The organism is Streptomyces sp. AMJ-169, assembly GCF_055597585.1.
Map to the genome: position 1 here is coordinate 64,045 of NZ_JBVLTJ010000004.1, position 23,178 is coordinate 87,222.

Here is a 23,178-nt window from a genome sequence, read left to right on the forward strand (position 1 = left end):
GTCCCGCGCCTGTTGCCATGATCGTGATTACCACATCGTGGCGCAGGGCGCGGTAAAGGGGGCCGCGTCAGGCTCAGTTCGGTGTCGAACCGGCGCGTGCCTGTTCCCTGCGGGCGTTGTTGTAGGCCCGCATGAGGAGTTTGGAGACCGCACAGGGGGTCGAGTCGGCATGGCACTGCCGGCAGGTGCGGGCGTGCTCCTCGTAGGCGGCGCGGGCCTGTTGGAGCGGGTCCTCGGAAAAGGTCATGGTGGTCCTCCGACCTGGGTGGGGCAGGGGGAGTGGGCCGGACACCGTGGTGTGTGTAAGCGCCACTTAAAGTCAGAGTGGATCATGTTACTTCCGGTAGTGGGAAGTTGGCTTTTCACCCACCCCACCAGGGGCCTCACTCACCCCCGCCGCAGCACCCTGAGGCCCGTCTCCGGCAGAAGCACGACGACTCCACCGGCACGTCCGCCAGCGCCCGCGCGAGCGTCAACTGCCGTGCCACCAGCGCCGCTTCCCCGTCCTTGCCGAGCCGTACGAGGCACTCGTGCAGCCCGTGCAGCGCCCAGACGTTGTTCGGGTGCTGCACGGGACGCGGCAGGGTCGTGTCCAGGCCGAGGTCCGCGCGGTAGACCGCCTCCGCCTCCTCGACGCGCCCCTGTTCGAGCAGGAGCGCGCCATAGGCGTGCCGGGTGGGCTGCATCCATCCCCAGGGTTCGTCGTAGGTGAGGCCGTCGGAGAGGGCGATCGAGCGTTCCAGGGCGGCGAAGGCCTCGTCGTAGCGGCCTTTGCGGTAGTCGAGTTCGCCGTCGAGCATGGCGGCGGCGATCTCCAGGACGTCCTGGCAGGTGTTGTTGAACAAGGTGCGCGACTCGGGGACGCGTGCGGCGGCCGCGCGGAACAGGGTGCGTTCGGTCTCGGCCTCCGGGACGCGTCCGGTGGCGGCGAGGGCGACCCCGCGCGCGTAGTGGTGCATCGCGGTGGTGGCGCAGTACAGGTCGGGGTCGGTGGGCCGGGGCAGGCTCAGGATGTCGTCCCAGCGGCCGAAGCGGATCAGCACATGGACGCGCATGGCGAGGAAGCCCTCCAGCCAGTCGGCCATGGGCGGGCTCTCCACTCTCAGCAGTTCCTCGGGGACGGCGGCCTCCAGGAGGTCGGCGGTCTCCAGGGCGATCGCGGAGGCGCCCAGGAACATCGCGCCGTAGATCCTGAAGTGCAGGTTGTGCGCGCGGTACAGGGTGTAGAAGTTCATCGCGCCCGCGCGCGTGGCCGCTTTCGCGTCGGCGGTGATCGCGGCGGTGTTGTCGGCGATCACCCTGCGGTAGTCGCCGCAGAGCACCTCCAGGTGCGACGGCATGTGCAGCAGGTGCCCGGCGTCGGGGACGAGGCCGCGCAGCCGGTCGGCGACCTGGAGGGCGGCCTCCGGGGTGGGGGACATCTCCATGAGGTGGATGTACAGGTGCGCAAGCCCTGGGTGGCGGCCCTGGGGGTCGAGTGCGAGGGCGCGTTCCAGGACGTCCCTGGCCTCCGGAGTGCGCGCGTCGGCCGCCGGTTCACCCGTGGCGGTGTCCCAGAGCTGCCATGGGGTGAGGTTCATCAGGGCCTCGGCGTACAGGGCGGCGACGTCGAGGTCGGCGGGGGCCAGGTCGTACACCTCGCGCATGGCGGCGGCGTAGGCGTGGTTCCACACCTCGCAGTCCTCGGCCGGCTGTGCGCGCGGGTAGCGGGCGCGCAGGGCGCGGATCAGGGCCTGTTCGACGGGGGGTGCGCTCTCGGCCTTCTCGTGGGCCAGTTCGACGGCGGCGTGGGTGCGTTCCACGGTCTCGGCGAGGTCCTTGTCGTCGAAGAACTCCCAGGGTTTGTTGTAGTGGGGGCCGAGCGCGTAGGCGAGGCCCCAGTAGGCCATCGCGCACTCCGGGTCGGCGTCGGCGGCCCGCTGGAAGCAGGCGGCGGCCTCTTCGTGGTGGAAGGCGTACGTCCACACCAGGCCGCGGTCGAACCAGGTCTGTGCCGTGCCGGACGCCGTGGTCACCGGGCGTCCGTGGTCCCCGAGGTCGTAGTACTCCATGGCCGCTCCCCTGTTCGCGCTCCGCCCTGCGGCGGCTCTGGGGCCGACATATACCGTCCGCCTCACGCGCGCGCGGGTGCCTCCGCGCGGGAGCACCCGAAAGGCGTCACGTCGGTGAGTGCGGAGCCGTCTCTCTGCCCATCCGCGCGGCGGCCCCCTCCTTCTCCTTGACGTCGCCCCGCGCGCCCGCTGCTGTCTCGGCGGACCCCCGCTGCCGCCCGACGAGGGCCGCCCGGGGTGTGGCCCGCGCGGGCAGCGGCACCCACTGCGGCAGCGCGGCCCGCAGCCGGGCGCGCAGGCGTGCGCCGCGCCCATGGAGGAGGCCGAGGACGACGGCGGCGGCGACGGCGATGAGGTGTTCGCGGCCGGCGAGGTTGGGCTTGGCGATGGACTCGACGACCATCGAGCCGCCGGTGAGGGTGAAGACGATGGGGGCCCGGCGGATGACGGACATGTACGTGAAGAGGCCGACGACCGCGGCGGAGGGGCCGGTGTCGAGGACCTTGCCGATCTCGGGCGGCAGGCCGAGGCCGCCCCAGCCGGGGCCGAGGGCGAGCATGATCCGGACGGTGAGGGTGCCGGAGAGGGTGGCCGCGTAGGCGATGACGAGGGTGCGGGCGCGGCCCAGGGCGACTTCGGCGAGGGCGAAGGCGAGGAACAGCTGGGTGATGCCGGCCCAGACGGGCAGGTCGAGCGCGGGGACGTAGAGCGAGACCGGGGTGCGCAGGAGGGCCTGCCACAGGGGCAGGTCGCCGTGGACGCCGCCCAGGACGCGGACCACCGTCTCCCCTCTGGGGTGCTGGGCGATCGCGTGGAAGAAGATCACGCCGCCGCAGGCGACGAAGGCCAGCGACAGGGCCGCCGGTCCGCGTCGGCGCAGTTCGATCAGAGGGTCGATGACGATCCCCTTGATCTCGCCCCACAGGGTGCGCCCGAGGAATCTGACGCCCCGGGCGGGCAGCGATCTCAGCCGTGCCCCGTCCCGGCCGGCGTCCCCGCGCCGCCGCTCCGTCTCGCCCAAGATCGTCCCCACCTGTCACCGCACACACATTCGGAAGATCGAATCTAACTCCTCAACCGGTCCGGAATCGACATACTGGCCGATTTCGGCACCGGACGCGCGAGCGGCCCATAACCCGATACGACAGCCCACACACAGAGAACGACGGAACTACGGGCATGGAGGTTTACGCGTCCCCCTTTCACAGTGACCATCACCACATCTCGCGATCAGCGGTTTGACCGCACTGTCAGTGGCCCCGGTTACAGTCCGTTCATGGACCCGTACACGTATCCGGCCCGGTACGCACTGCGCGTCACCGCCCGAGGGGGGTGACGCGCAGATGATGAGGGCGACAGGGACAAGCCCCGCCTCCCGTCGGGCGGCCGGCTCAGACGTGCGGCCTGCTCCCCCGCTCCTGCTGGGGGAACGTCTGCTTCGCCCCGGGCAGGGTCGGCTTTGGCAACGTTGCCACCTCCTCCTTGGCCTTCTCCAGCTGCTCGGCCGTGTCGTCCGGGAGGTGCGGCGGGCGGGGGCGGGCGCTCGGGAAGCGGAAGGCGGAGGTGAGGTCGCCGAAGGTCTCCCGGCGCCAGGGCGTCACGTTCGGCTCCTCCACACCCGTGAAGCGCTCCAGGAACTGGAGGGCCGAGGTGTGGTCGAAGGGTTCCGAGGCGACCCAGCCGCCCACGGTCCAGGGCGAGATGACGATCGCCGGGACGCGGAAGCCGCCGCCGATCGGCAGGCCCTGGATGAACTCGCCGGGGGTGCCGGCGCGCGGGGTCGGCGGGGCGACGTGGTCGAAGAGGCCGTCGTTCTCGTCGTAGTTGAGGATGAAGGCGGTCTTGCGCCACACCTTGGGGTTGGCCGCGATCGCCTCCAGTTTGGAGGCGACGAAGTCGGCGCCGGCGGCCGGGAGGTAGTCCGGGTGCTCCGACTGGTAGCTGGTCGGCATGATCCAGGAGACCTGCGGGAGCCGGTCGGCCCGGGCGTCGTCCTCGAACGTCCCGGCGGGCCGGCGGCGTACGCCCCGCTCGTACAGGGCCGAGCCGGGCGCCGCGTTCTTGAAGTTCGCGAACTGCTCCAGCATGTTGCAGCCGTAGTTGTCGTCCTCCTGGTACACCTTCCAGCTGACCCCGGCGGCCTGGAGGCGCTCGGCGTACGTCGTCCAGCGGTACGGCGTGGGCGCGGAGTTGCTGATGACCGGGCCGCCGCGGGTGCCCTCGGGGTCGATGGTGCCGGTCATCCACATCAGGCGGTTGGGCCAGGTGGGGCCGAACACCGAGCAGTGGTAGTGGTCGCAGATGGTGAACGTCTCGGCCAGCGCGAACTGGAACGGGATGTCCTTGCGGGTGTAGTAGCCCATGACGTACGGGCCGTTGACGCCGTCCGCCTTGCGGTGCGCGGGCAGCCAGCGGTCCATCCGGCCGCCGTTCCAGGCCTCGTGCTGGACCGACCAGGCGTGGCTGGTGGACGGGATGGCCTGGGCGCTGGAGGTGTGGGTGTCGAGGTGGAAGGGGAGCAGGTAGCCCTTGGGGTTCTCGGCGTCGGGCTGGTAGAAGACCGAGCGGCCGGTGCCGAGTCTCTGCGCGTGGGGGTCGGCGAAGCCGCGGACGCCTTTGAGGGTGCCGAAGTAGTGGTCGAAGCTGCGGTTCTCCTGCATCAGCATGACCACGTGCTCGATGTCGTGGAGGGAGCCGCGGGCGGGGGCCTCGGCGGCGACCGCCTTCTGGAGGCTGGGCGGGAGGAGGGAGAGGGCCGCGGCGCCGCCCAGCGTGCCGGCTGCGGATCCCAGAAGTCTGCGACGGGTCAACTCGGCCATGAAACATTCCCCTTGGTGAGTGACGGACGCTCCGCCTCCACTCTTCCCCCGCACCTGACGTGGCATCAGGTACCTCGGGTGAAATCGAGACAAACGTGCCCCAAGGAGTTGGCCAAGCCTTGGCCTACGCCATCATGAGGACGCCCGCCCGTCGTCCGGCCGTAAGCGCCGTACCCCGGCCGTCCACCGCGGGCCCGGTGATCACTCTCCGCCGCTCCTCCCCCGCCCCCGGCGGCCACACCATCACCCTCCGTCACGCCCCTCGCCTCACGAGGCGTGACCGTGTAGACATGGCGCATGGCCCGTCGTACCCCTGGACCGCGCGATCCGCGTCCGTCCGATCCCGCCCGCCGGGCGCTGGGCGGGCGGAGTCTGGCCACGCAGGTGTTCCTGCTCCAGGTGCTGATCGTGCTGCTGCTGGTGGTGGCGGCCGTGGTGGCGCTGGTGCTCCAGGTGCGGCACGACGGTACGCAGGAGGCCCGCAACCGCTCCCTGGCGGTGGCCGAGACGTTCGCCAACTCCCCGGGGATCGCGCAGGCGCTGGTGTCGGCCGATCCGTCGGCGGTGCTCCAGCCGCGCGCGGAGGCGGCGCGCAAGGCGGCGGACATGGACTTCATCGTCGTGATGAACCCCGACGGCATCCGTTACACGCACCCCAAGGCGGACCGGATAGGGAAACGGTTCGTCGGGACGATCGCGCCCGCGCAGGCCGGGGGCACGGTCGTCGAGGAGGTCGACGGGACGCTGGGACCGCTCGTGCAGGCCGTCATCCCCGTGGAGGACGGCGCCGGGAAGGTCGTAGGGCTGGTCTCGGCCGGGATCACCACGGAGAGTGTGGGCGGGACCGTGGACCGGCAGCTGCCGCTGGTGCTGTTCACCACCGGGGCGGCGCTGCTGCTGGCGACCGGGGGCACGGCGCTGGTCAGCAGGCGGCTGCTGCGGCAGACGCACGGGCTCGGGCCGCGCGAGATGACGCGGATGTACGAGCATCACGACGCGGTGCTGCACGCGGTGCGCGAGGGGGTCCTGATCGTCGACGGGGGCGGCCGGCTGCTGCTCGCCAACGACGAGGCGGAGCGCCTGCTGGAGCTGCCCGCGCGCGCCGAGGGGCGGGCCGTGGCGGGCCTGGGGCTGGACTCGGCGATGGCGGAGCTGCTGGTGTCGGGGCGGGCGGTGACGGACGAGGTGCGCCTGGTCGGGGACCGGCTGCTGGCGATCAGCCAGCGGCCCACGCAGCTGGCCGGCGGCCCGGCGGGGAGCGTGGCGACGCTGCGCGACTCCACCGAGCTGCGGGCGCTGTCGGGCCGCGCGCAGCAGGCACGGGAGCGGCTGGACATGCTGTACGCGGCCGGGGTCGGCATCGGCACCAGCCTGGACGTGACGCGCACGGCGGAGGAGCTGGCGGAGCTGGCCGTGCCCCGGTTCGCGGACTTCGCGACCGTCGATCTGTACGACTCCGTGCTGAGCGGCGAGGAGCCGGAGCCGGGTGCGGCGCTGCGCCGGACCGCGTCGACCGGGGTGCGCAAGGGGGCGCCGCTGTACGGGGTGGGTGAGCCGCTGAAGTTCGTGGAGTCGGCGCCGCAGGCGCGCAGTCTCGCCGAGGGGCGGGCGGTGCTGGAGGCGCGGCTCGGGCAGTCGCCGGGGTGGCGGGCGCAGGATCTCGAACGGACCGAGCAGGTCGTGGAGTTCGGTATCCATTCGCTGATCACGGTGCCGGTGCGGGCGGGCGCGCTGGTGCTGGGGGTGGTGAGTTTCTGGCGTTCGGAGCGGCCGGGTCCGTTCGACTCCGAGGAGGTGGCGCTGGCGGAGGAGCTGGTGGCGCGGGCGGCGGTGACGATCGACAACGCGCGCCGCTACACCCGGGAGCACAGCCTGGCGGAAACGCTTCAGCGCAGTCTGCTGCCGCGGACGCTGCCCGCGCAGAACGCCCTGGACATCGCCTACCGCTATCTGCCGGCGCAGGCCGGGGTGGGCGGCGACTGGTTCGACGTGCTGCCGCTGTCGGGTTCGCGGGTGGCGCTGGTGGTGGGGGACGTGGTCGGGCACGGGCTGCTGGCGGCGGCGACGATGGGCCGGCTGCGGACGGCCGTGCACAACTTCTCGGCGCTGGACCTGGCGCCGGACGAACTGCTGGGGCTGCTGGACGAGCTGGTGAACCGGATCGACCAGGAGGGCGACGCAGCCGGTCCGGTGACCGGGGCGACCTGTCTGTACGCGATCTACGACCCGGTGTCGCGGCGGTGCACGATGGCGCGGGCCGGGCATCCGCCGCCGGCCGTCGTGCACCCCGACGGGCGGGCCGACTTCGCGGAGGTGCCGGCCGGGCTGCCGCTGGGCCTGGGCGGGCTGCCGTTCGAGACGGCGGAGGTGGAGCTGGCGGAGGGCAGCCGGCTCGTGCTGTACACGGACGGTCTGGTGGAGTCGCGGGAGCGGGACATCGACAGCGGCCTGGATCTGCTGGCCGGGGCGCTGGAGCGGTCGGCGGCGGACCCGGAGTCGACCTGCCGTACGGTCCTGGACGCGCTGCTGCCGGTGCGGCAGAACGACGACATCGCGCTGATCGTCGCCCGTACGCGCGCGCTGGGCCCGGACCGGGTCGCGGAGTGGGAGGTGCCGATGGACCCGGCGGAGGTGGGCCGGGTCCGCGCGGCGGTGGCGCGGCGCCTCATGGACTGGGATCTGGAGGAGCTGTCGTTCACCACGGAGCTGATCCTGAGCGAGCTGGTCACCAACGCGATCCGCTACGGCGCCGCCCCGGTGCGGGTGCGGCTGCTGCGGGACCGGACGCTGATCTGCGAGGTCTCCGACGCGAGCAGCACGTCACCGCATCTGCGGTACGCGGCGATGACCGACGAGGGCGGGCGGGGGCTGTTCCTGGTGGCGCAGATCGCCGAGCGGTGGGGGACGCGGTACTCGAAGACCGGGAAGGTGATCTGGGCGGAGCAGCCGCTGCCGGGGGAGGCGTCAGGGGCGCCGGAGGGGGCCGGATAAACTGCTGGTCGGCTCATATGGACACCGACCGAACAGGCGCCCGACCCATAAAACCCGTTTATGGGCTCATAGACCGGACCCCCGTACCGGGTTAGGCTTGCCTTAGTTTAGGCTTCCCGTCGAGTCGATCATCCGCCGCTCGAAGGGAATCTGAATCATGCCCCGCCCCCTGCGGGTAGCCATCGTCGGAGCCGGCCCCGCCGGGATCTACGCCGCCGACGCGCTGCTCAAGTCCGATGCGGCCGCCGACCCCGGTGTCTCCGTCGACCTCTTCGAGCGGATGCCGGCCCCGTTCGGACTGATCCGCTACGGCGTGGCGCCCGACCACCCCCGCATCAAGGGCATCATCACGGCCCTGCACCAGGTGCTGGACAAACCGCAGGTCAGGCTCTTCGGCAACGTCGACTACCCGTCGGACCTCAGCCTCGACGACCTGCGCAGCTTCTACGACGCGGTGATCTTCTCGACCGGCGCCATGGCCGACCGCGAGATGTCGGTCCCGGGCATCGAGCTGGACGGCTCCTACGGCGCGGCCGACTTCGTCTCCTGGTACGACGGCCACCCGGACGTCCCGCGCACCTGGCCGCTCGAGGCCGAGAAGGTCGCGGTCCTCGGCGTCGGCAACGTCGCCCTGGACGTCGCCCGCATCCTCGCGAAGACCGCCGACGAGCTGCTGCCGACGGAGATCCCGGCCAACGTCTACGACGGCCTCAAGGCCAACAAGGCGCTGGAGGTCCACGTCTTCGGCCGCCGCGGCCCGGCGCAGGCGAAGTTCTCCCCGATGGAGCTGCGGGAGCTGGACCACTCCCCGAACATCGAGGTCATCGTCGACCCCGAGGACATCGACTACGACGAGGGCTCGATCGCGACCCGGCGCGGCAACAAGCAGGCCGACATGGTCGCCAAGACGCTGGAGAACTGGGCGATCCGCGACGTCGGGAGCCGCCCGCACAAGCTGTTCCTGCACTTCTTCGAGTCGCCCACCGAGATCCTCGGCGCGGACGGCAAGGTCGTCGGCCTGCGGACCGAGCGCACCGAGCTGGACGGCACCGGCAACGTCAAGGGCACCGGCAAGTTCACCGACTGGGACCTGGGCGCCGTCTACCGCGCGGTCGGCTACCTCTCGGAGAAGCTGCCCAAGCTCCCCTGGGACCTCGACTCCGGCACCGTCCCCGACGAGGGCGGCCGGGTCATCGAGGAGAGCGGCAGCCACCTCCAGTCCGTCTACGTCACCGGCTGGATCCGGCGCGGCCCGGTCGGCCTCATCGGCCACACCAAGGGCGACGCCAACGAGACGGTCGCCAACCTCCTGGCCGACCACGCGGGGGGCCGTCTGCACGAGCCGTCCGCCCCGGCCCCCGAGTCGGTCGACGCGTTCCTGGCCGAGCGCGGCGTCCGTTTCACCACCTGGGAGGGCTGGTACAAGCTCGACGCCGCCGAGAAGGCGCTCGGCGAGCCCCAGGGCCGTGAGCGCGTGAAGCTCGTGGAGCGCGAGGACATGCTGCGGGAGAGCGGCGCCTGAAACGCGTGAGGAGAGGGCCCGGGGCTGCGCGCCGCCGGGCCCTTTTCGTCGTCGGGGCCGGCGCGCGCCAGGGCTGATCAGCGTCGCGGAACGCCGCAGGTGTCATGGACTTTCGCTCCCATGGGAGTGAATGTTCGCGCCTCGGGGCCACGCATCCGGCCGGAAGGAGAACCCTTCGGCATGCTGTGAACCGGCTCGGAGCCGGGTAGGTCTCCCTGAGCGCACCTAAGCGCAGCACTCTCGACGACAAAAGGACACATGGCCTTGGCTCTCGCGTACCCTGACGCACCATCAACTCGACGCCCGGGACGGTCGTGGACGATCCGGGTGACGGGGCACCGCGACCGCACCGCCTCCGTCACCTGCTCATCGGGCTGCCCCATGCCGGGCCGCTCCCGGGACGTGGCGGCCCTGCGCCGCTTCGCCGAAGCACACGCCGCCGCCCACGCGCGCGCGGCCACCGTCCGCCCCGACGCCGCCTGCGGCTGCCGCCAGCACAAGTGCGCGGCGCACGAAGGCACCCGGGTCAGCTGTGCCGGGGCGGTGGTCCTCGTGCTGCGGCACGACCCCGCGGTCGGCCAGGTGTGGACCCTCAGCGAGGTCTGCTCGGCCTGCGCCCCGCTGATGTCCCACGCGCGGGTCGTCGCCCGGGCGGCACCCCGCGCCCGGCAGGGCGGTGACGCGCCACCGCCCGCGCAGCCGGACCGCCAGGCGCCCGCCGCCCCGGCGGAGTCCCGCGCGGTCCCCGGCGGCTTCAGCGCCCCGGCCCCCGACCCCGCGGCCCTGCGCGACACGGTCCCCCGCCGCCGCCAGGGCCGGGGCCGCCCGGGAAGCGGAGGCCGCCCCTGAAAGACGACCGGGACAACGGGGGCATGCCGTACGACAACGGGGGTGGTCGTGTGCAACGGGGGGCCACGGCAGAGTGGCGGTACCGATGGGGGCCTTCTCTGAAGAGGGCCCCTTTGAGCTGCCCCGTGCGGACAGGGCCCGCCCCGACGCGGATGAACGGGCGGGCCCTGTCCGCCCTGTCGATTGTCACCGGCGACGAGGCGGCCCGGACACGGGTGTGCGGCACTGGTACAGGTGCGCCGGATGCGCCCCGCGTGCCCGGCGCGAACGGGGTGTGCGCGCCGGTGAAGTGCTTCGATGCGCCTCCCGCGTCGGCGGCCGTGCGTGCCGGCAGCCGAAAATGAGGCCGGACCCCCACTTGATCGTCAGGGGGGCCGAGCGACGATACTGGGGGAACCGTTCTCGTCACCTCTCCCCAGATGGACCCATGCCGACCTCAGCCTCCGACCGTTCCCCGACCCCGCCCACCGTGTGGCTGACCCGGGGCCGCCACACCGGCACCGCTCCGGGCGAGGTCCTGCGCGGCCATCTCCAGCGGCTCAAGGAGGACGGCGGTGTGTACGACTTCCGGGAGCTGGCCGAGGACGAGCGCCCCGAGGGCCGGCAGGTCTTCGAGGCCCGCTGGCTGGTGCCGGACGAGGTGACCGTAAGGGCCCGGCTCGAACTCGCCGAGGAGGCGGACCGGGAGCAGACGCGGGAGTGGACGCTGGTCGCGGAGGCGGAGGCGTTCTGGAACCGGCGCTGGCCCTCGCCCGCGACCCGGTTCTGGCCGGAGGACCCCTGGGACATCGACGGCCAGTGGGACCACACGCGGATACCGGGCCTGCGCTTCCGCGAGGTCAACACGCTCCCCTCGGACGACAAGGAGCTGCGGCGGGTGCTGCGCGCGGCTCTGCGGGAGGACTGGGCGGTCCATCTCGTCGTGCACGAGGCGATGACCCCCGACGCGCAGGGCCGCCGTCCGCTGGCCCGCTTCCTGCCGCCGTCCTTGCGCGACCGGGTCGTGGAGCACCGCGCGGCTCCGCATCAACTGCGCGCGGTGAACTGGGCGTTGAAGGACTCGGGGGCCGAACTCCCGCGTGGCGGCGCGGTCATGCTGCCCGCCGCCGGCGGCGACCCCGACGGCCACTCCGTCCGCACCGTCTTCCTCGACGGCACCGAGCCGACCGAACTCATCGACATGGTCATCGAGTTCGCGGCCGAGCCGAAGCAACTCCCCGAGGGCGCCGCCGACTTCCTCGCCCGGCTCCGCGACGACTGGCATCTCCTCACCCTGGAGGAGGAGTTGGTCCGCGAACGGCAGCTGGTCGCCATGTACGCCGACGCCCTCGACGCCATGACCAAGTCCCGCGACCTCTACCGCGAGGCCGCCGACCGCGCCCACGAGGCGCTGGAGGTCTACCGCGAGCAGGCGGCCTCCGTCGACACCACGTCCGAGCCGTCCCCGCCACGCCCGGCCCCGTTCCAGGGGCTCCAGGGGCTGACGCGGACCTTCGAGCGATTCAAAGGGAAAGGGATGAAGGGGGCGAAAGGTGCGAAACCGAAGCCACCCGAGTCCCCCGAGTCCTCCGAGCCCCCCAAGTCCTCCGAGCAATAAGGCGGGTGGGCCCGCGCCTGACCGGCACGGGCCCACCCTGTCCTCAACTCCCGCTCACCGCCCCGGAGTCGGCTGCACCGTCAGCAGCAGCGCCGCCAGCGCGGACAGCCCCGCGCACGCCGCGACGGCTCCGGCCAGCCAAGGCGGCACCGCCGTGAGATCCAGCGCCCGGGACAACTGCGCCGACCCGAACCGCCCTTCCAGGAGCCGAACTGCGGCCAGCCCCGCCGGGAGGACGACCGCCGGCAGCAGGAGCAGCACACCGGGCCGGACGGCGAGCAGCAGCCCCAGCAGCACACAGGCCGCTGCCGCGCCGAGGACCAGCCCGTAGGCGGTCATGGAGACGTCCTGCCGGTGCGGCGGCGCACAGACGGCCCCGGTCCCGATCAGCAGCAGCGCCGAGAACCGGGCCACCCCACGGGTGGTGCGGTCGAGACTGCGGCGGGCGCGGGGTACGACGACGGAGTCGGCCCGGCCGGCGACCGCGACCCGCCCCTGACGTCCCGCACCGGGAGCGAACCCGGAGTTCCCGTCGTACCCGGCACCGGGACGGCCCTCGCCGGCCCGCCCGTACCCGGGGTCCTCGCCGGAGTACCGCCCGTCGGCAGGCGCACGCCCTCGACGCGCGCCCTCTTCCCGCGCCGCCGGCGCCTCGGCTTCCTCAGGAGCCGTACGCCCCCGGCGCGCGCTCCTTTCGCGCTCCGGTGCCTCCGTCCGGCCCGAGCGCAGGAACCCCCGGCCCCGCGTGGTGGGCCCGTCCGGCGCGTCTGCGGAACCGGGGGCGTCGTACGCGAACGGCGCTAGGTGGGTCGGGTCGCCCGGGTCGATGCAGCCGCGGCCCGGCCGGACCGTCTCGCCTCGGGACAGGCGGTCCTGCGCCGCCGCTCTCGTCGTCTGTTCCTCCTCGCTCAAGTGGCCGATGAGCTGGGCGAGTTCGTCGATAGAGCGGCGGGTGGCGGCGGTGCGCAGGGCCTCCTGTTCGCAGTGGGGTTCGAGGGGGGTGCGGTGGAGCAGCGACATCAGGTGGCTGACGTCCTCGACCGGGCGGCGTTCGGCGGCGGCCCGGATGATCTCGTCGGCGCCCTCGGCGGCGCGCGGCGGCCGGGTGAGAAGAGTCACCAGGCGGGTCACGTCCTCGACGGAGCGGTCGGTGCCGGCGGCGCGCAGGGCGTCGACGGCCGCCTCGGCGCAGGCGGGGGACTGCTCCAGGAGGGTGATGAGCTCGGCCAGCTCCTCCAGGGGCCGGTCGGCGACGGCGGCGCGGACCAGACCGTACGCGGCGGCGCCGCGCGGGGGTTCGGCGGGGACGGGGGGCGGTGCGGAGGAGGCTGCTGGCGCCTCGCTCGGGGATATGGCGGGTGGGTTCGGTCGGACGGACGGTGAGCGCGTGCTCATGCTTGCTCCATGAGAGGGGTGCGGCCGATGCTGCGCCCCCGAGATCCGGCGCGCGGCTACCCTGCTCATTAGGGACACCCGTACGGCTCCGCACCACTCGGGTGAGCCGGTGGAGTGAGCCAAGCCTGACCGAACCTGGCTTTCACCGGCGTACCCGGGGCTATGCCGGGCCCGTGCGGGTACTTCGGAAGACAGGGCCGCGTGACCCGCGCGGCCCCCGGACCCTCCGGGAGGAGACGTGGACACGACCACGACCGCCATCGTGATCGCCTGCGCCGCGCTCCTCGCGGTCGCCCTGCTCGCCGTCGCCGTGGTGCTGGCCGTCCGGCTGGTGCGCACGCGGCGGCGGCTGCGGCGGGCCGGCCTGCCGACCGGTCCCCGCTGGATCTTCTGGGGCGCGGTCCTCTACCTCGTGCTGCCGACCGATCTGCTGCCCGACCCGGTCTATCTGGACGACATCGGGGTGCTGCTTCTCGCACTGCGCTCCCTGCGCACCCCGGCCGCCGACCGGCCGGGTGACCTGGCCTGACCTCGGGATCAACCTTTCCGCCCCGCTTCTTCGTCTCCGGTGCCGGGCACCGGAACGCGCTGCCGTCACGCAGCGTGAGGAAACCATTCACCCGTTCGATTCGTATAAGTCAATGGAAGCCCAAGGGAAGACCGGGCGAGACGGCGACGCGGCAGACGACGGCTTGGTCGGCGACAGCCCGAAGAGGAGAGACGATGCAACCGTTCGCGCTCAACTACGCCCGCCCGGCGGCGGAGTTGGAGTCCACCACTCCGTACGTCTACGACCCCGGAATGCAGTTGAACGTCCTGTCGGACGGGCGGATCGCCGCCTCTGACCTCGCCCTGCTGAGGGAGCTGGGCACCACCACGTCGACGGCCGGCTCGAAGACCCACTTCGACGACTGAAATGACCGTTCTCGTCCTGACCTGCGAAGAGGATGTGACGGCCGACATGGTCGTGGTGCATCTGAACGCGTCCGGGGTTCCGGTGGTCCGGCTCGACCCCGCCGATCTGACCGGCGGGGTCGCGCTGTCCGGCGAGTGGGCGCACGGCGCGTTCCGCGGCCATCTGTGGGCGGCCGGGCGGCTGGTGGGCCTGGACGGGCTGCGGTCGGTGTGGGTGCGCCGGCCGGGGGTGCCGGCGGCCCGCGCGGCGCAGCCGTCCGACTGGCTGTCGCAGGAGTCGGAGCAGGCGTTCTACGGCATGCTGCGCGGCGCCGGGGTGCGCTGGATGAACCATCCGGACGCCGCGCGCCGCGCCCGGCACAAGCCCTGGCAGCTGCGGATCGCCCAGCTGGCCGGGCTGCCCGTGCCGGCCACGCTGGTCACCACGTTCCCGCAGGCCGCGCGGGAGTTCGCCGGGCGCTACCCGGATCTCGTGGTCAAACCGGTCTCCGGCACCCACCCCCAGGAGCCGGCGCGCGCGGTCCCGACCAGCAGGGTCGCGCCGGACGCCGACTTCTCGGCGGTCGCCTACGGGCCGACCCTGCTCCAGCGCCGGGTGCCCAAGCGCGCCGACATCCGCCTCACGGCCGTCGGACGCCAACTCCTCGCCGCCCGCAAGGAGTCGGCGCCCGACGCCGACGAGGTCGACGTCCGCTTCTCGTCCACGTCCGCCCCCTGGACCCCGGCGGAGATCCCCCCGAGCATCGTCCAGGGTGTCCACGTCTATCTGCGTGAGGCCGAACTCGCCTACGGCGCCTTCGACTTCGCGGAGGACGCGGACGGGATGTGGTGGTTCCTGGAGTGCAATCAGTCGGGTCAGTTCGGCTTCGTCGAGGTCGAGACGGGCCAGCCGATCGCGCGGACGATCGCGCAGTGGCTGGCCGGCCCGGATCCCTCCTGACCCGGTGAAAGGGCTTGCGCGGCGGGCCGGTACCTGTGTCAGGCTCACCGCAGTTTCCTGACGGGCTTCATGGGAGAGGCGGCTCTATGCGCATCGGACTGCTCGGCACCGGCCCCTGGGCGCAGATGGCCCACGCCCCCGCCCTCGCCGCGCACCCGCGGCTGGACTTCACCGGCGTGTGGGGCCGCCGCCCGGAGGCCGCGAAGGACCTGGCGGACCGGCACGGGGTGCGCGCGTACGACGACGTGGACGCGCTGCTGGCCGACGTGGACGCCGTCGCCGTCGCCCTGCCGCCGGACATCCAGGCGGAGTTGGCGCTGCGGGCCGCGCGGGCGGGGCGGCATCTGCTGCTGGACAAGCCGCTGGCGCTGTCGTCCGCCGAGGGGCGGGCGGTCGTGGCGGCGGCGCGGGAGAGCGGGGCGGCGTCGGTGGTGTTCTTCACCGCCCGGTTCGATCCCGCGCTCGCGGAGTGGATCGGGCGGCAGGCCGCGGTGGGGGGCTGGTTCACCGGGCGGGCGCAGTGGCTGGGGTCCCTGTTCGCGTCCGACAGCGACAGCCCGTTCGCCGATTCGCCGTGGCGGCGGGAGAAGGGGGCGCTGTGGGACGTGGGGCCGCACGCGCTGTCGGTGCTGATGCCGGTGCTGGGGGATGTCCGCCGGGTGAGCGCGGCGGGGCGGGGGCCCGGGGACACGGTGCATGTGGTCCTGGAGCATGCGAGCGGGGCGTCCAGCACGCTGACGCTGAGTCTGACGGCGCCTTCGGCCGCTGAGGGGAACGCCGTGGAGCTGCGCGGCGAGGCCGGGGTGGCGGTGCTTCCGGAGGGTTCGGGGGACGGTGCGGCGGTCACGCTCGGGCGGGCCGCGGACGCGTTGCTGGAGGCCGTCGGTTCGGGGGTCGCGGACGCTTGTGACGTGGGGTTCGCGGCGCGGGTGACCGAGGTGTTGGAGGAGGCGGAGAGTGTGTTGGGGGCGGGGTGACCTTTTCGGGCTTTCGGGGGCCGGCTTCTCAGGCCGGCCTCTCAGCGCCGGGCCGGCCCGGTTCCGTAGGGGGAGCCGGGTCGGCCCGTCTCCCCCTCCGCCCTCCCCTCAGCCGAACATCCCCGGCTGATAGTCCCCCGCCGGCTGGCGGACGATCACGTTGGCCCGGTTGTAGGCGTTGATGAGGGCGATGAGGCTGACCAGGGCCGCCAGTTGCTCCTCGTCGTAGTGCTTGGCGGCGGCGGCCCAGGCCTCGTCGGTGACGCCGCCGGCCGCGTCGGCGATGCGGGTGCCCTGTTCGGCCAGTTCCAGGGCGGCGCGCTCGGCGTCGGTGAAGACCTTGGCCTCGCGCCAGGCGGCGACCAGGTGGAGGCGCTGGTCCGTCTCGCCGGCCGCCGCCGCGTCCTTGGTGTGCATGTCGGTGCAGAACCCGCAGCCGTTGATCTGGCTGGCGCGGATCTTCACCAGCTCCTGGGTCGCGGCCGGCAGGGCCGAGTCCGAGATGACCTTGCCGGCGGAGTTGATGTGCCGCAGGGCCTTGGCGAACAGCGGGCTGCCGAAGAGGTCGAGACGGGCTTCCATGGTGGGCTCCTGTGCCGTTTCCGATGGGTACACCTCTTTGACCGGACAGCCCCGCACGGCGTGACAGCCGTCGCTGTGACCCGCGTCACCTCTCTTCGAAGGGTTCGTCGCTCCAGCGGAACCAGGCCCGCTCCCCCTCGACGTGCAGCAGGAACTCGGCCACCGGGCCGTCCGGTGAGACCAGGGAGACACGGCGCTCGATCTCGCCGTACACCCGCTCCCACTCCCCCATGCTCCCCTCTCCCTCCTCGTTCAGCAGCGCGAGTTCCCGGGTGAACAGGGGCGCGAGCGCCGCGTACGCCGGGCCGGGGGTGAAACGGCCCGCGAGCCAGGGGAAGTCGGCGTCGTCGACGACGATCTCCCCGGCCGGCTCCGCCCCGCACCGCACCCGCCAGATCTCTCCCTCGAACCCCATGCGCCCTCGCCCTCTCGCCGTGCCGCGGTCGTCCACATCTTTTTACGGCACCCCGGCCCCCTCCGGGATGCACTCGCCGCCCGGCCGGTGAATGGTGGAGGAACCACCCTCCGGATGCGACCCGAAGGAGCCCCCGCCATGTCCTCGCCCCAGCCTTCAGACGACCGGGTCACCCCCGACTCCTTGCTGCACACCCGTACCGGAGAGATCTCGGCGGAGGACGTCGTCCTCGCGGCGGGCCGTGATCTCACGCCGAAGAATCTCGAATGGGCGCGCCGCAAGCTGGCCGAGGAGGGTTCGGCGGCGATCGACAAGCTGCTGCCCTAGAGGACCGGACTGCTCGGCTCGGCCTTCTCGCGCGGGGCCGCCGTCCACTTCTCCTCGATGCGGGCCGCCTTCCACACCACGAGGGCGATCACCCAGGCGGCGATGAACAGGCCGGTGACGGCGAAGCCCAGGGTGTTGAGGTCGAGGGCGGCGACCCAGTCCCAGAAGGCGCCGTGCAGGTCGAGCTTCTCGGCGGCCAGGCCCAGGAGTTCGGCGGTGCCGATGAGGAGGGCGACGGCGACGGAGAGGCCGGTCACGGTGAGGTTGTAGTAGACCTTGCGCACGGGCTGCGAGAACGCCCAGCCGTAGGCGAAGTTCATGAACGAGCCGTCGATGGTGTCCAGCAGGGACATGCCGGCCGCGAAGAGGACGGGCAGGCAGAGGATCGCGTACCAGGGCAGTCCGGAGGCGGCGCCCGAACCGGCGAGGACCAGCAGGGCGACCTCGGTCGCGGTGTCGAAGCCGAGGCCGAACAGGAGGCCCAGCGGGTACATCTGCCAGGGCTTGGTGATCGCGTTCATGACCCTGCCCAGCAGGCGGTTCATGAAGCCCCGGTTGTTGAGGTGCTCCTCCAGCTCGGCCTCGTCGAACTCGCCCGTGCGCATCCGGCGGAAGACCTTCCAGATCCCGGCCAGGATGACGAGGTTGAGGATCGCGATGACGTAGAGGAACGTGCCGGACACGGCCGTGCCGATCAGGCCGGTGATGTCGTGCAGGCTCGAGTTGTCGTCGCGCAGCGGGCCGGCCAGCGTCTTCACGCCGAAGGAGAGCAGGAGGGCGAGGGCGAAGACGACGCTGGAGTGGCCGAGGGAGAACCAGAAGCCGACCGACAGCGGGCGTTGGCCCTCGCTCATCAGCTTGCGGGTGGTGTTGTCGATGGCGGCGATGTGGTCGGCGTCGAAGGCGTGGCGCATACCGAGGGTGTAGGCGGTGACGCCGATGCCGACGCCGAAGGTCTTCTCGCCGATGCTGTAGTGGTGCGGGGCGACGATCGCGATGAGCGTGAACCAGCCCACGACGTGCAGGGCGAGGACGAACGCGGCCATGCCGGCGACGCGGGTCCATTCCTGCCGGGTCATCGTCATGGGGTGCTTGCCTTTCGCCGGACGTGCGTGAGCAGCCGCACACGGGCAGCCGTTGCCATCCTCTGCTAGTTGCACATCATGTGCAGTAAAGGGGGCGGCAGATCTTTGCCATGGGTTGATCAAGGGGCCGGGGATTTATAGCGGGCGGCGGCTTCAGGGCGCGCGGGGTCCGGCTGGGGGCTGGGAGTCGGGGGGCTTCACAGCGCCCGGCGTCTGACCAGCACGCCGAGGACGATCAGGCCCGGCAGCAGCGGGAGCCACACCGTGAGGAGCCGGTACCCCAGTACGGCGGAGGCGGCGGCCACCGCCGGGGCTCCGCTCGCGGTGAGCCCCAGCACCAGCACCGCGTCCAGCGAACCGATCCCGCCCGGCGTCGGCAGCAGCGCGGCGGCCGTGCTCGCGGCGAGGTACAGCAGCGCGACCCGGAGCGGGGAGAGCGGCAGCCCGACCGCCCGCGTGACGGCGACGACGACCAGCGCGTGCAGCGCCGCGAACGCGAACGAACCGCCCCACAGCGCCGCCGCCCGGCACGGCCGTACATGCACGGCCCTGATGTCCCCGGCGACCGCCGAGACGGCCTGCCGGCAGCGCGACCACAGGAAGACGGCGGGGAACAGCAGGACGGCGACGACGGCCGCGGCGACGGCCGCTCTCGGGACGTGCGGGATCCGCAGGACGCCGGGGCACAGCGGGGTCAGGGCCGCGATCAGCGTGACGCGCGAGAGGCCCGACGCGGTCGCCTTCACGCCGAGCGCGGTCGCGGAGCGGGTCGCGGGGAGGCCGCAGCGCATCAGGAAACGGATGTTGACGGCGGAGGCGCCGAGGCCGGCGGGGAGCAGGTGGTTGGCGGCGGAGGCGGCGAACTGGGTCGCGACCAGCCGTCCGCCGGGCAGCCGGGACGTCACCGCGCCCTGCTGGGCGAGGGCGGCACAGCACCAGGTCCCGAGCGTGGCCAACGCCCCGAACATCAGCCACCCCTGATCAGCAGCGGCAAGCCGCCCGGCCCCATCGGCGAGCACCGGCCAGTGCCGACGGGCGAGGTAGAGGATGCCCAGGAGGACGAGGAGGGAGAAGAGAGTGGGCCAGGGGATGCGGCGGAGGGGGTGGGGGGTGACGGGGGTGTGGGGGGTGGCCGGGGTTTCCGGGGTGGCCGGGGTGAGGGCGGGGGCTGCGGAGGTCGCCGAGGCGGGGAGGGCGGCTGAAGCGACCGGGGGGTTCGGGACCGCAAGGGTTTCCGGGGCCGCTGGGGTTGCCCGGACCGCCGGGGTTGCCGGGGCCGCAAGGCTTTCCAGGACTGCCGGAGCCGCCAGGCTTTCCAGGGCCATCGGGATTGGCAAAGCGGCCAGAGTTTCCGGAGCCGTCGGGATTGCTGGAGTCGCCGGAGTCCGAGAAGCTCGCCCAGTCTCCGAAGTCCGCGCAGCCTCACGCGCCTGCGATGTCCCCGGGGCAGCCTCACGCGCCTCCGAAGTCCCCGGCGTACCCTCACACTCCTCCGGTGTCTCCGGCGTAGCCGTGCGCGGCTCGGGAGTCATGCGGGTTGCCTTTCTCCACGGCCGACGGAAGTCGCGCAGGGTGCGGAAAGCCACGCCAACGTAACCCGAAGTGACGCGCTCAGGCGTCTCCGGTACACCCGCCCGGCGGAGCCCCGCCCCCGGCTCAGTCATGCGGGAAGGAGTGGTGTTCGTGCGCGATCACCCACTCCCCCCGCTCCTTGACCAGCCCGAACGTGAGCCGCAGCCGCAGTTCGGGGCGTTCGGCGAGCTCCTCTTCGGTGCCGCACCGGATGAGGGCGTGGGCGTAGGCGACGTCGGTGCCGGCGGTGACGTCCAGTTCGGCGAGGTCGAAGCGGGCGCCGAGGGCCTGCCAGGCGAAGAGGGGCGGCCAGATGACCCGGTAGGCGGCGCGCGAGCGCACCCCCTCGTACGGTGGCGCCACGTTGTACATCACCAAGTCCTCGGCGTGCCGCTCCAGCACCCCGCCGATGTCTCCGCGATGCACGGACTCGGCCCACCGCTCGATCAGCGCACGGATGCACGCCTCGTCGTCGACGACTTCAGAAACCCGGGACGGGCACACGGCGACCGCCCTCCTTCCTCTCCCCTCCCACCCGGACACGAGAGTGCGGTGTCTTCCTGTGAGGGGGCTGAATCCCAGCAGTGCACTCCGTTGAACGTCCGACTCCCACCGCCCCGTTCCCCGCCGGTAACTCCGGTCTGAGTAGGGTGAGTCACATGGGGACGGACATCACCGCTCTGATCGTCGACTGGCCGGAACTGGAACGCAGAACACCGGCGGAACGCGAGGAGCTGCTCTACGAGGCGGTGTGCCCGGAGGAGGACCTGTACCGGGACACCCCGGACGGCTGGACCTTCCCGGCCTCACCCAAGGTCCCCTGGTGCGGACGCTACGACTTCTTCGGCACCCTCGGCTCCTACAAACCCCACTTCTGGGCCGCCGAAGGCTGGGAGAAAACCCGCCCGTTCGCCGCCCCCCAACTCCGCGAACCCCTGGACGCCTTCCTGCTCGACCTGATCTGGTCGGGCGATGACCCCCCAGAGGACACCTCCGAGGGCATCCCAGAGGACACCCCCGAGTACGACACCCCCGAGGACCCCCTGGAGAACGCGTACACACCCTGGCACCCAGCACAGATCGTCGTCTGCACCCCCTCCAAAACAGCGGAACGCGCCGCCCATTGGACACACGCGGAACCCCTGCTCGCGGACCTCGCCACCGCCTACGACCGGCACGCCGCGCGCGGCCCCAACAGCTGGATGAGGGACTTCACCGAGTTCTCGGACCTCGTACGGCAATGGGGCGACGTCCTCACCGAAGCCCACCGACGCAAATGGGGCGTGCTCGGGATTTCCTGAGCACGCCCCCACCTCACACCGTGAGCGTCAGCCCCGGCTCCCCCCGTTCGTCCGGGCCCCCGATCACCGCCGTGAACGCGTCGGTCCGTACGACCAGTTCCTCCCCCGCCCACTCCACCCGCACCGACAGCTTCTCCTCGGTGCCATAGCGGATCGCGAAGACGTGGAGGTCGGCCGGGGATTCTGGGAGGGGGCCTACCTCCAGGGCCGTCGAGCTGGTCAAGTGGCTCCAGCCCTCGTCCGGGTTGCCGTAACCCCTTGGGTCCGCCGCCAGAACGAACGCCGCCTGTTCCTGGGTCAGTTCGGCGCGCGCGTCGAAGTGGTCCGGGGTTTCCTCCACGGGGTGGGTCAGGCGAAGTCCCGCCGCTGACACCGCCGTTGCCTCAGCGGTGCGGCGGACCCGGTCCGCGTCGTCCGCCGCGTACGGGAGGCCCGCCAGCAAGTACGGTTCCCCCGCGAGGCGTTCGACCGCCACCGTCGTCCACAGAGACGTGCCGTCGGTGACGTACAGGGAGCGGACGCCGCGCAGGACATGGTCGCGGCCCACCACCGGTTTGGTCACCAACTTCGCCGCAAATGAACCTACTTGCACGTCCCGCACCCGCACCTCCCCCATCGGGCGGCAGTACAGGAAGCCGTCGAGGACCGGGCCGAAGCCGTGCTGGCGGTTCACCGCGGCCGGGAGGTAGTACGTGCCGGCCGCCTCCAGCAGCGCCGGCGTCATCTTGGAGTCGAACGCCACCGACACGCTCCCCGACCGGAGTTGATGCCTCAGCGGCTGCCCCGAAGGGGTCCGGTGCCAGGGTGTGCCGTCCTGGATCTGCCAGACCAGCATCCAGGCGAAGTGCCCGTCGACCCCGCCGTCGGGCTTGACGGCGTGCCGGCCCCAGCGGGTGTCCCCCCGGTAGCGGCCGATGTCCGCCCCGACGCGGGCCCCGAAGTACCGCAGCCCCAGCACCGCTTCGAAGCCGGAGTGCTGCTCGCTGTAGCGCGGCCCCCCGTTGTCGAAGCCGCCGTTGGTGAGCCGGGCGTCGATGTAGCGCGCCAGCGTCTCGCCGTCCTCGGCGAACATCTCCTCGCCGCTCACCCGGTGCGCCTGGGCGAGGAAGGAGAGGGAGATGGGGCCGTAGTTGTTGTCGTACGCGCCGCCGTGCTCGGGCGGGAGGAGCGCGCCGCGGTCGGACACGCGGTGGGCGCGGATCTTCGAGCGGTACAGGCCGAGGGCCGTCGTACGGATCGACTCCCCCTCCGCGCCCGGGAGTTGGGCCGCCAGCATCAGGCCGCCGACCACGCAGCCGATCGCCTGGTTGCCCGCCTCCTGCGGGTTGAAGAACGTCGCTTCGGTGAGCCAGGACCAGTAGCCGCGCGCCACCTCCAGCAGCCGCGCCCGCTGCTCCTCGGGGACCAACCCCTCCGACAGTTCAAGGATGTTGACCGCCTGGAGCAGCGCCCACACCGTGCTCGGCCAGTCGCCGATCGGGTGCTCCCCGGCGGCGAGGACGTAACGGGCGTACGGCAGGCCCGAGTTGCGGATCCGGAGGTTCGGGTAGCCGGGGTTGTCCTCGGTGTAGACCCGTTCGTCCAGGTGGAAGGCGAGGCTCCGCACAACCGCTTCCGGCAGGCGCGGGTCGCCCGAACGCTGCCACGCCAGCGCCAGCAGCGACGTCACGCCGAGCGAGGTGTCGCCGATGTCGTCGTCGCAGTCGGGGTGTTCGAGGCTGCCCTCGGGGGTCAGGCGGGCCAGGGCCTGCTCCGCGACGTCGGCGAGGACGGCGTCGTAGGCCTCGGGGGTGTCGGGGAGGTCGTGCAGCGGGGCGCGCTGGTGGCGGAGACGCACTCG

Annotated in this window: 21 protein-coding genes; 10 read left to right on the forward strand and 11 right to left on the reverse strand. The window is 72.3% G+C overall.

From position 1 onward, the window contains the following. Positions 1 to 73 precede the first annotated feature (73 nt). The 4 genes from ACYUD3_RS11320 to ACYUD3_RS11335 all read right to left on the reverse strand — a co-directional run bounded on the left by ACYUD3_RS11320 (position 74) and on the right by ACYUD3_RS11335 (position 4,870). Positions 74 to 247 (reverse strand): hypothetical protein, encoded by a 174-nt coding sequence (locus tag ACYUD3_RS11320; protein ID WP_470967540.1) that lies wholly within the window; start codon positions 245 to 247, stop codon positions 74 to 76. 136 nt (positions 248 to 383) lie between these two features. Further along, on the reverse strand, positions 384 to 2,051 hold the full coding sequence (locus tag ACYUD3_RS11325) for a hypothetical protein (RefSeq protein ID WP_470967543.1): 1,668 nt from the start codon (positions 2,049 to 2,051) through the stop codon (positions 384 to 386). Positions 2,052 to 2,157: 106 nt separating this feature from the next. After that, positions 2,158 to 3,021: a hypothetical protein gene (locus ACYUD3_RS11330; RefSeq protein WP_470968482.1), complete on the reverse strand. Its 864-nt coding sequence runs from the start codon at positions 3,019 to 3,021 to the stop codon at positions 2,158 to 2,160. A gap of 421 nt (positions 3,022 to 3,442) precedes the next feature. Beyond that, positions 3,443 to 4,870: an alkaline phosphatase family protein gene (locus ACYUD3_RS11335; protein WP_470967545.1), complete on the reverse strand. Its 1,428-nt coding sequence runs from the start codon at positions 4,868 to 4,870 to the stop codon at positions 3,443 to 3,445. A gap of 297 nt (positions 4,871 to 5,167) precedes the next feature. Here ACYUD3_RS11335 and ACYUD3_RS11340 point away from each other — a divergent pair, with 297 nt between their 5' ends. From ACYUD3_RS11340 to ACYUD3_RS11355, 4 genes are all read left to right on the forward strand, one after another. Further along, the gene (locus ACYUD3_RS11340) at positions 5,168 to 7,861 is read left to right on the forward strand and encodes a SpoIIE family protein phosphatase (protein ID WP_470967548.1); all 2,694 of its coding nucleotides are present in this window, start codon (positions 5,168 to 5,170) and stop codon (positions 7,859 to 7,861) included. A 157-nt stretch (positions 7,862 to 8,018) separates the two neighbouring features. Further along, a complete protein-coding gene (locus ACYUD3_RS11345; protein ID WP_470967550.1) occupies positions 8,019 to 9,383 on the forward strand; it encodes an FAD-dependent oxidoreductase in 1,365 nt (454 codons plus the stop codon). A gap of 327 nt (positions 9,384 to 9,710) precedes the next feature. Beyond that, the gene (locus ACYUD3_RS11350; protein WP_470967553.1) at positions 9,711 to 10,232 is read left to right on the forward strand and encodes a hypothetical protein; all 522 of its coding nucleotides are present in this window, start codon (positions 9,711 to 9,713) and stop codon (positions 10,230 to 10,232) included. Positions 10,233 to 10,659: 427 nt separating this feature from the next. Continuing rightward, positions 10,660 to 11,829, forward strand: coding sequence for a hypothetical protein (locus ACYUD3_RS11355; RefSeq protein WP_470967556.1), 1,170 nt, complete (start codon positions 10,660 to 10,662; stop codon positions 11,827 to 11,829). Between the two features lie 54 nt (positions 11,830 to 11,883). On the opposite strand, the gene ACYUD3_RS11360 is transcribed toward ACYUD3_RS11355, so the two are convergent. Beyond that, the gene (locus tag ACYUD3_RS11360) at positions 11,884 to 13,224 is read right to left on the reverse strand and encodes a hypothetical protein (RefSeq protein ID WP_470967558.1); all 1,341 of its coding nucleotides are present in this window, start codon (positions 13,222 to 13,224) and stop codon (positions 11,884 to 11,886) included. A gap of 238 nt (positions 13,225 to 13,462) precedes the next feature. Here ACYUD3_RS11360 and ACYUD3_RS11365 point away from each other — a divergent pair, with 238 nt between their 5' ends. The 4 genes from ACYUD3_RS11365 (at position 13,463) to ACYUD3_RS11380 (ending at position 16,056) form a co-directional block, all read left to right on the forward strand. Further along, positions 13,463 to 13,753 carry a DUF1232 domain-containing protein gene (locus ACYUD3_RS11365; RefSeq protein ID WP_470967561.1) on the forward strand — a complete coding sequence of 97 codons (291 nt, stop codon included), beginning with the start codon at positions 13,463 to 13,465 and terminating at the stop codon, positions 13,751 to 13,753. A 194-nt stretch (positions 13,754 to 13,947) separates the two neighbouring features. Next, positions 13,948 to 14,139 carry a putative ATP-grasp-modified RiPP gene (tgmA, locus tag ACYUD3_RS11370; RefSeq protein ID WP_470967563.1) on the forward strand — a complete coding sequence of 64 codons (192 nt, stop codon included), beginning with the start codon at positions 13,948 to 13,950 and terminating at the stop codon, positions 14,137 to 14,139. Between the two features lies 1 nt (position 14,140). Then, on the forward strand, positions 14,141 to 15,079 hold the full coding sequence (tgmB, locus tag ACYUD3_RS11375; protein ID WP_470967566.1) for an ATP-grasp ribosomal peptide maturase: 939 nt from the start codon (positions 14,141 to 14,143) through the stop codon (positions 15,077 to 15,079). A gap of 86 nt (positions 15,080 to 15,165) precedes the next feature. After that, positions 15,166 to 16,056, forward strand: coding sequence for a Gfo/Idh/MocA family protein (locus ACYUD3_RS11380; protein WP_470967569.1), 891 nt, complete (start codon positions 15,166 to 15,168; stop codon positions 16,054 to 16,056). Positions 16,057 to 16,164: 108 nt separating this feature from the next. Here ACYUD3_RS11380 and ACYUD3_RS11385 read toward each other — a convergent pair whose 3' ends face one another. Both ACYUD3_RS11385 and ACYUD3_RS11390 read right to left on the reverse strand, forming a co-directional pair. Further along, the gene (locus ACYUD3_RS11385; RefSeq protein ID WP_470967571.1) at positions 16,165 to 16,638 is read right to left on the reverse strand and encodes a carboxymuconolactone decarboxylase family protein; all 474 of its coding nucleotides are present in this window, start codon (positions 16,636 to 16,638) and stop codon (positions 16,165 to 16,167) included. 85 nt (positions 16,639 to 16,723) lie between these two features. After that, complete coding sequence (locus ACYUD3_RS11390) at positions 16,724 to 17,053, reverse strand: hypothetical protein (protein ID WP_470967574.1); 330 nt, start codon at positions 17,051 to 17,053, stop codon at positions 16,724 to 16,726. Between the two features lie 138 nt (positions 17,054 to 17,191). Between ACYUD3_RS11390 and ACYUD3_RS11395 the strand changes: the two genes are divergently transcribed. Next, positions 17,192 to 17,380 carry a hypothetical protein gene (locus ACYUD3_RS11395; RefSeq protein WP_470967577.1) on the forward strand — a complete coding sequence of 63 codons (189 nt, stop codon included), beginning with the start codon at positions 17,192 to 17,194 and terminating at the stop codon, positions 17,378 to 17,380. Here the strand turns inward: ACYUD3_RS11395 and nicT are convergent. The 3 genes from nicT to ACYUD3_RS11410 form a co-directional block, all read right to left on the reverse strand. Continuing rightward, positions 17,377 to 18,465 carry a Nickel transporter NicT gene (gene nicT, locus ACYUD3_RS11400; protein ID WP_470967580.1) on the reverse strand — a complete coding sequence of 363 codons (1,089 nt, stop codon included), beginning with the start codon at positions 18,463 to 18,465 and terminating at the stop codon, positions 17,377 to 17,379. The genes ACYUD3_RS11395 and nicT overlap by 4 nt on opposite strands. A 197-nt stretch (positions 18,466 to 18,662) precedes the next feature. After that, positions 18,663 to 19,790 carry a lysylphosphatidylglycerol synthase transmembrane domain-containing protein gene (locus ACYUD3_RS11405; protein ID WP_470967582.1) on the reverse strand — a complete coding sequence of 376 codons (1,128 nt, stop codon included), beginning with the start codon at positions 19,788 to 19,790 and terminating at the stop codon, positions 18,663 to 18,665. A 331-nt stretch (positions 19,791 to 20,121) separates the two neighbouring features. Then, positions 20,122 to 20,541, reverse strand: a complete 420-nt coding sequence (locus tag ACYUD3_RS11410; RefSeq protein WP_470967585.1) for a nuclear transport factor 2 family protein — start codon at positions 20,539 to 20,541, stop codon at positions 20,122 to 20,124. A gap of 155 nt (positions 20,542 to 20,696) precedes the next feature. Here ACYUD3_RS11410 and ACYUD3_RS11415 point away from each other — a divergent pair, with 155 nt between their 5' ends. Further along, positions 20,697 to 21,338, forward strand: a complete 642-nt coding sequence (locus ACYUD3_RS11415; protein WP_470967588.1) for a hypothetical protein — start codon at positions 20,697 to 20,699, stop codon at positions 21,336 to 21,338. 13 nt (positions 21,339 to 21,351) lie between these two features. On the opposite strand, the gene ACYUD3_RS11420 is transcribed toward ACYUD3_RS11415, so the two are convergent. Beyond that, on the reverse strand, positions 21,352 to 23,175 hold the full coding sequence (locus ACYUD3_RS11420; protein WP_470967591.1) for a hypothetical protein: 1,824 nt from the start codon (positions 23,173 to 23,175) through the stop codon (positions 21,352 to 21,354). Positions 23,176 to 23,178: the final 3 nt, after the last annotated feature.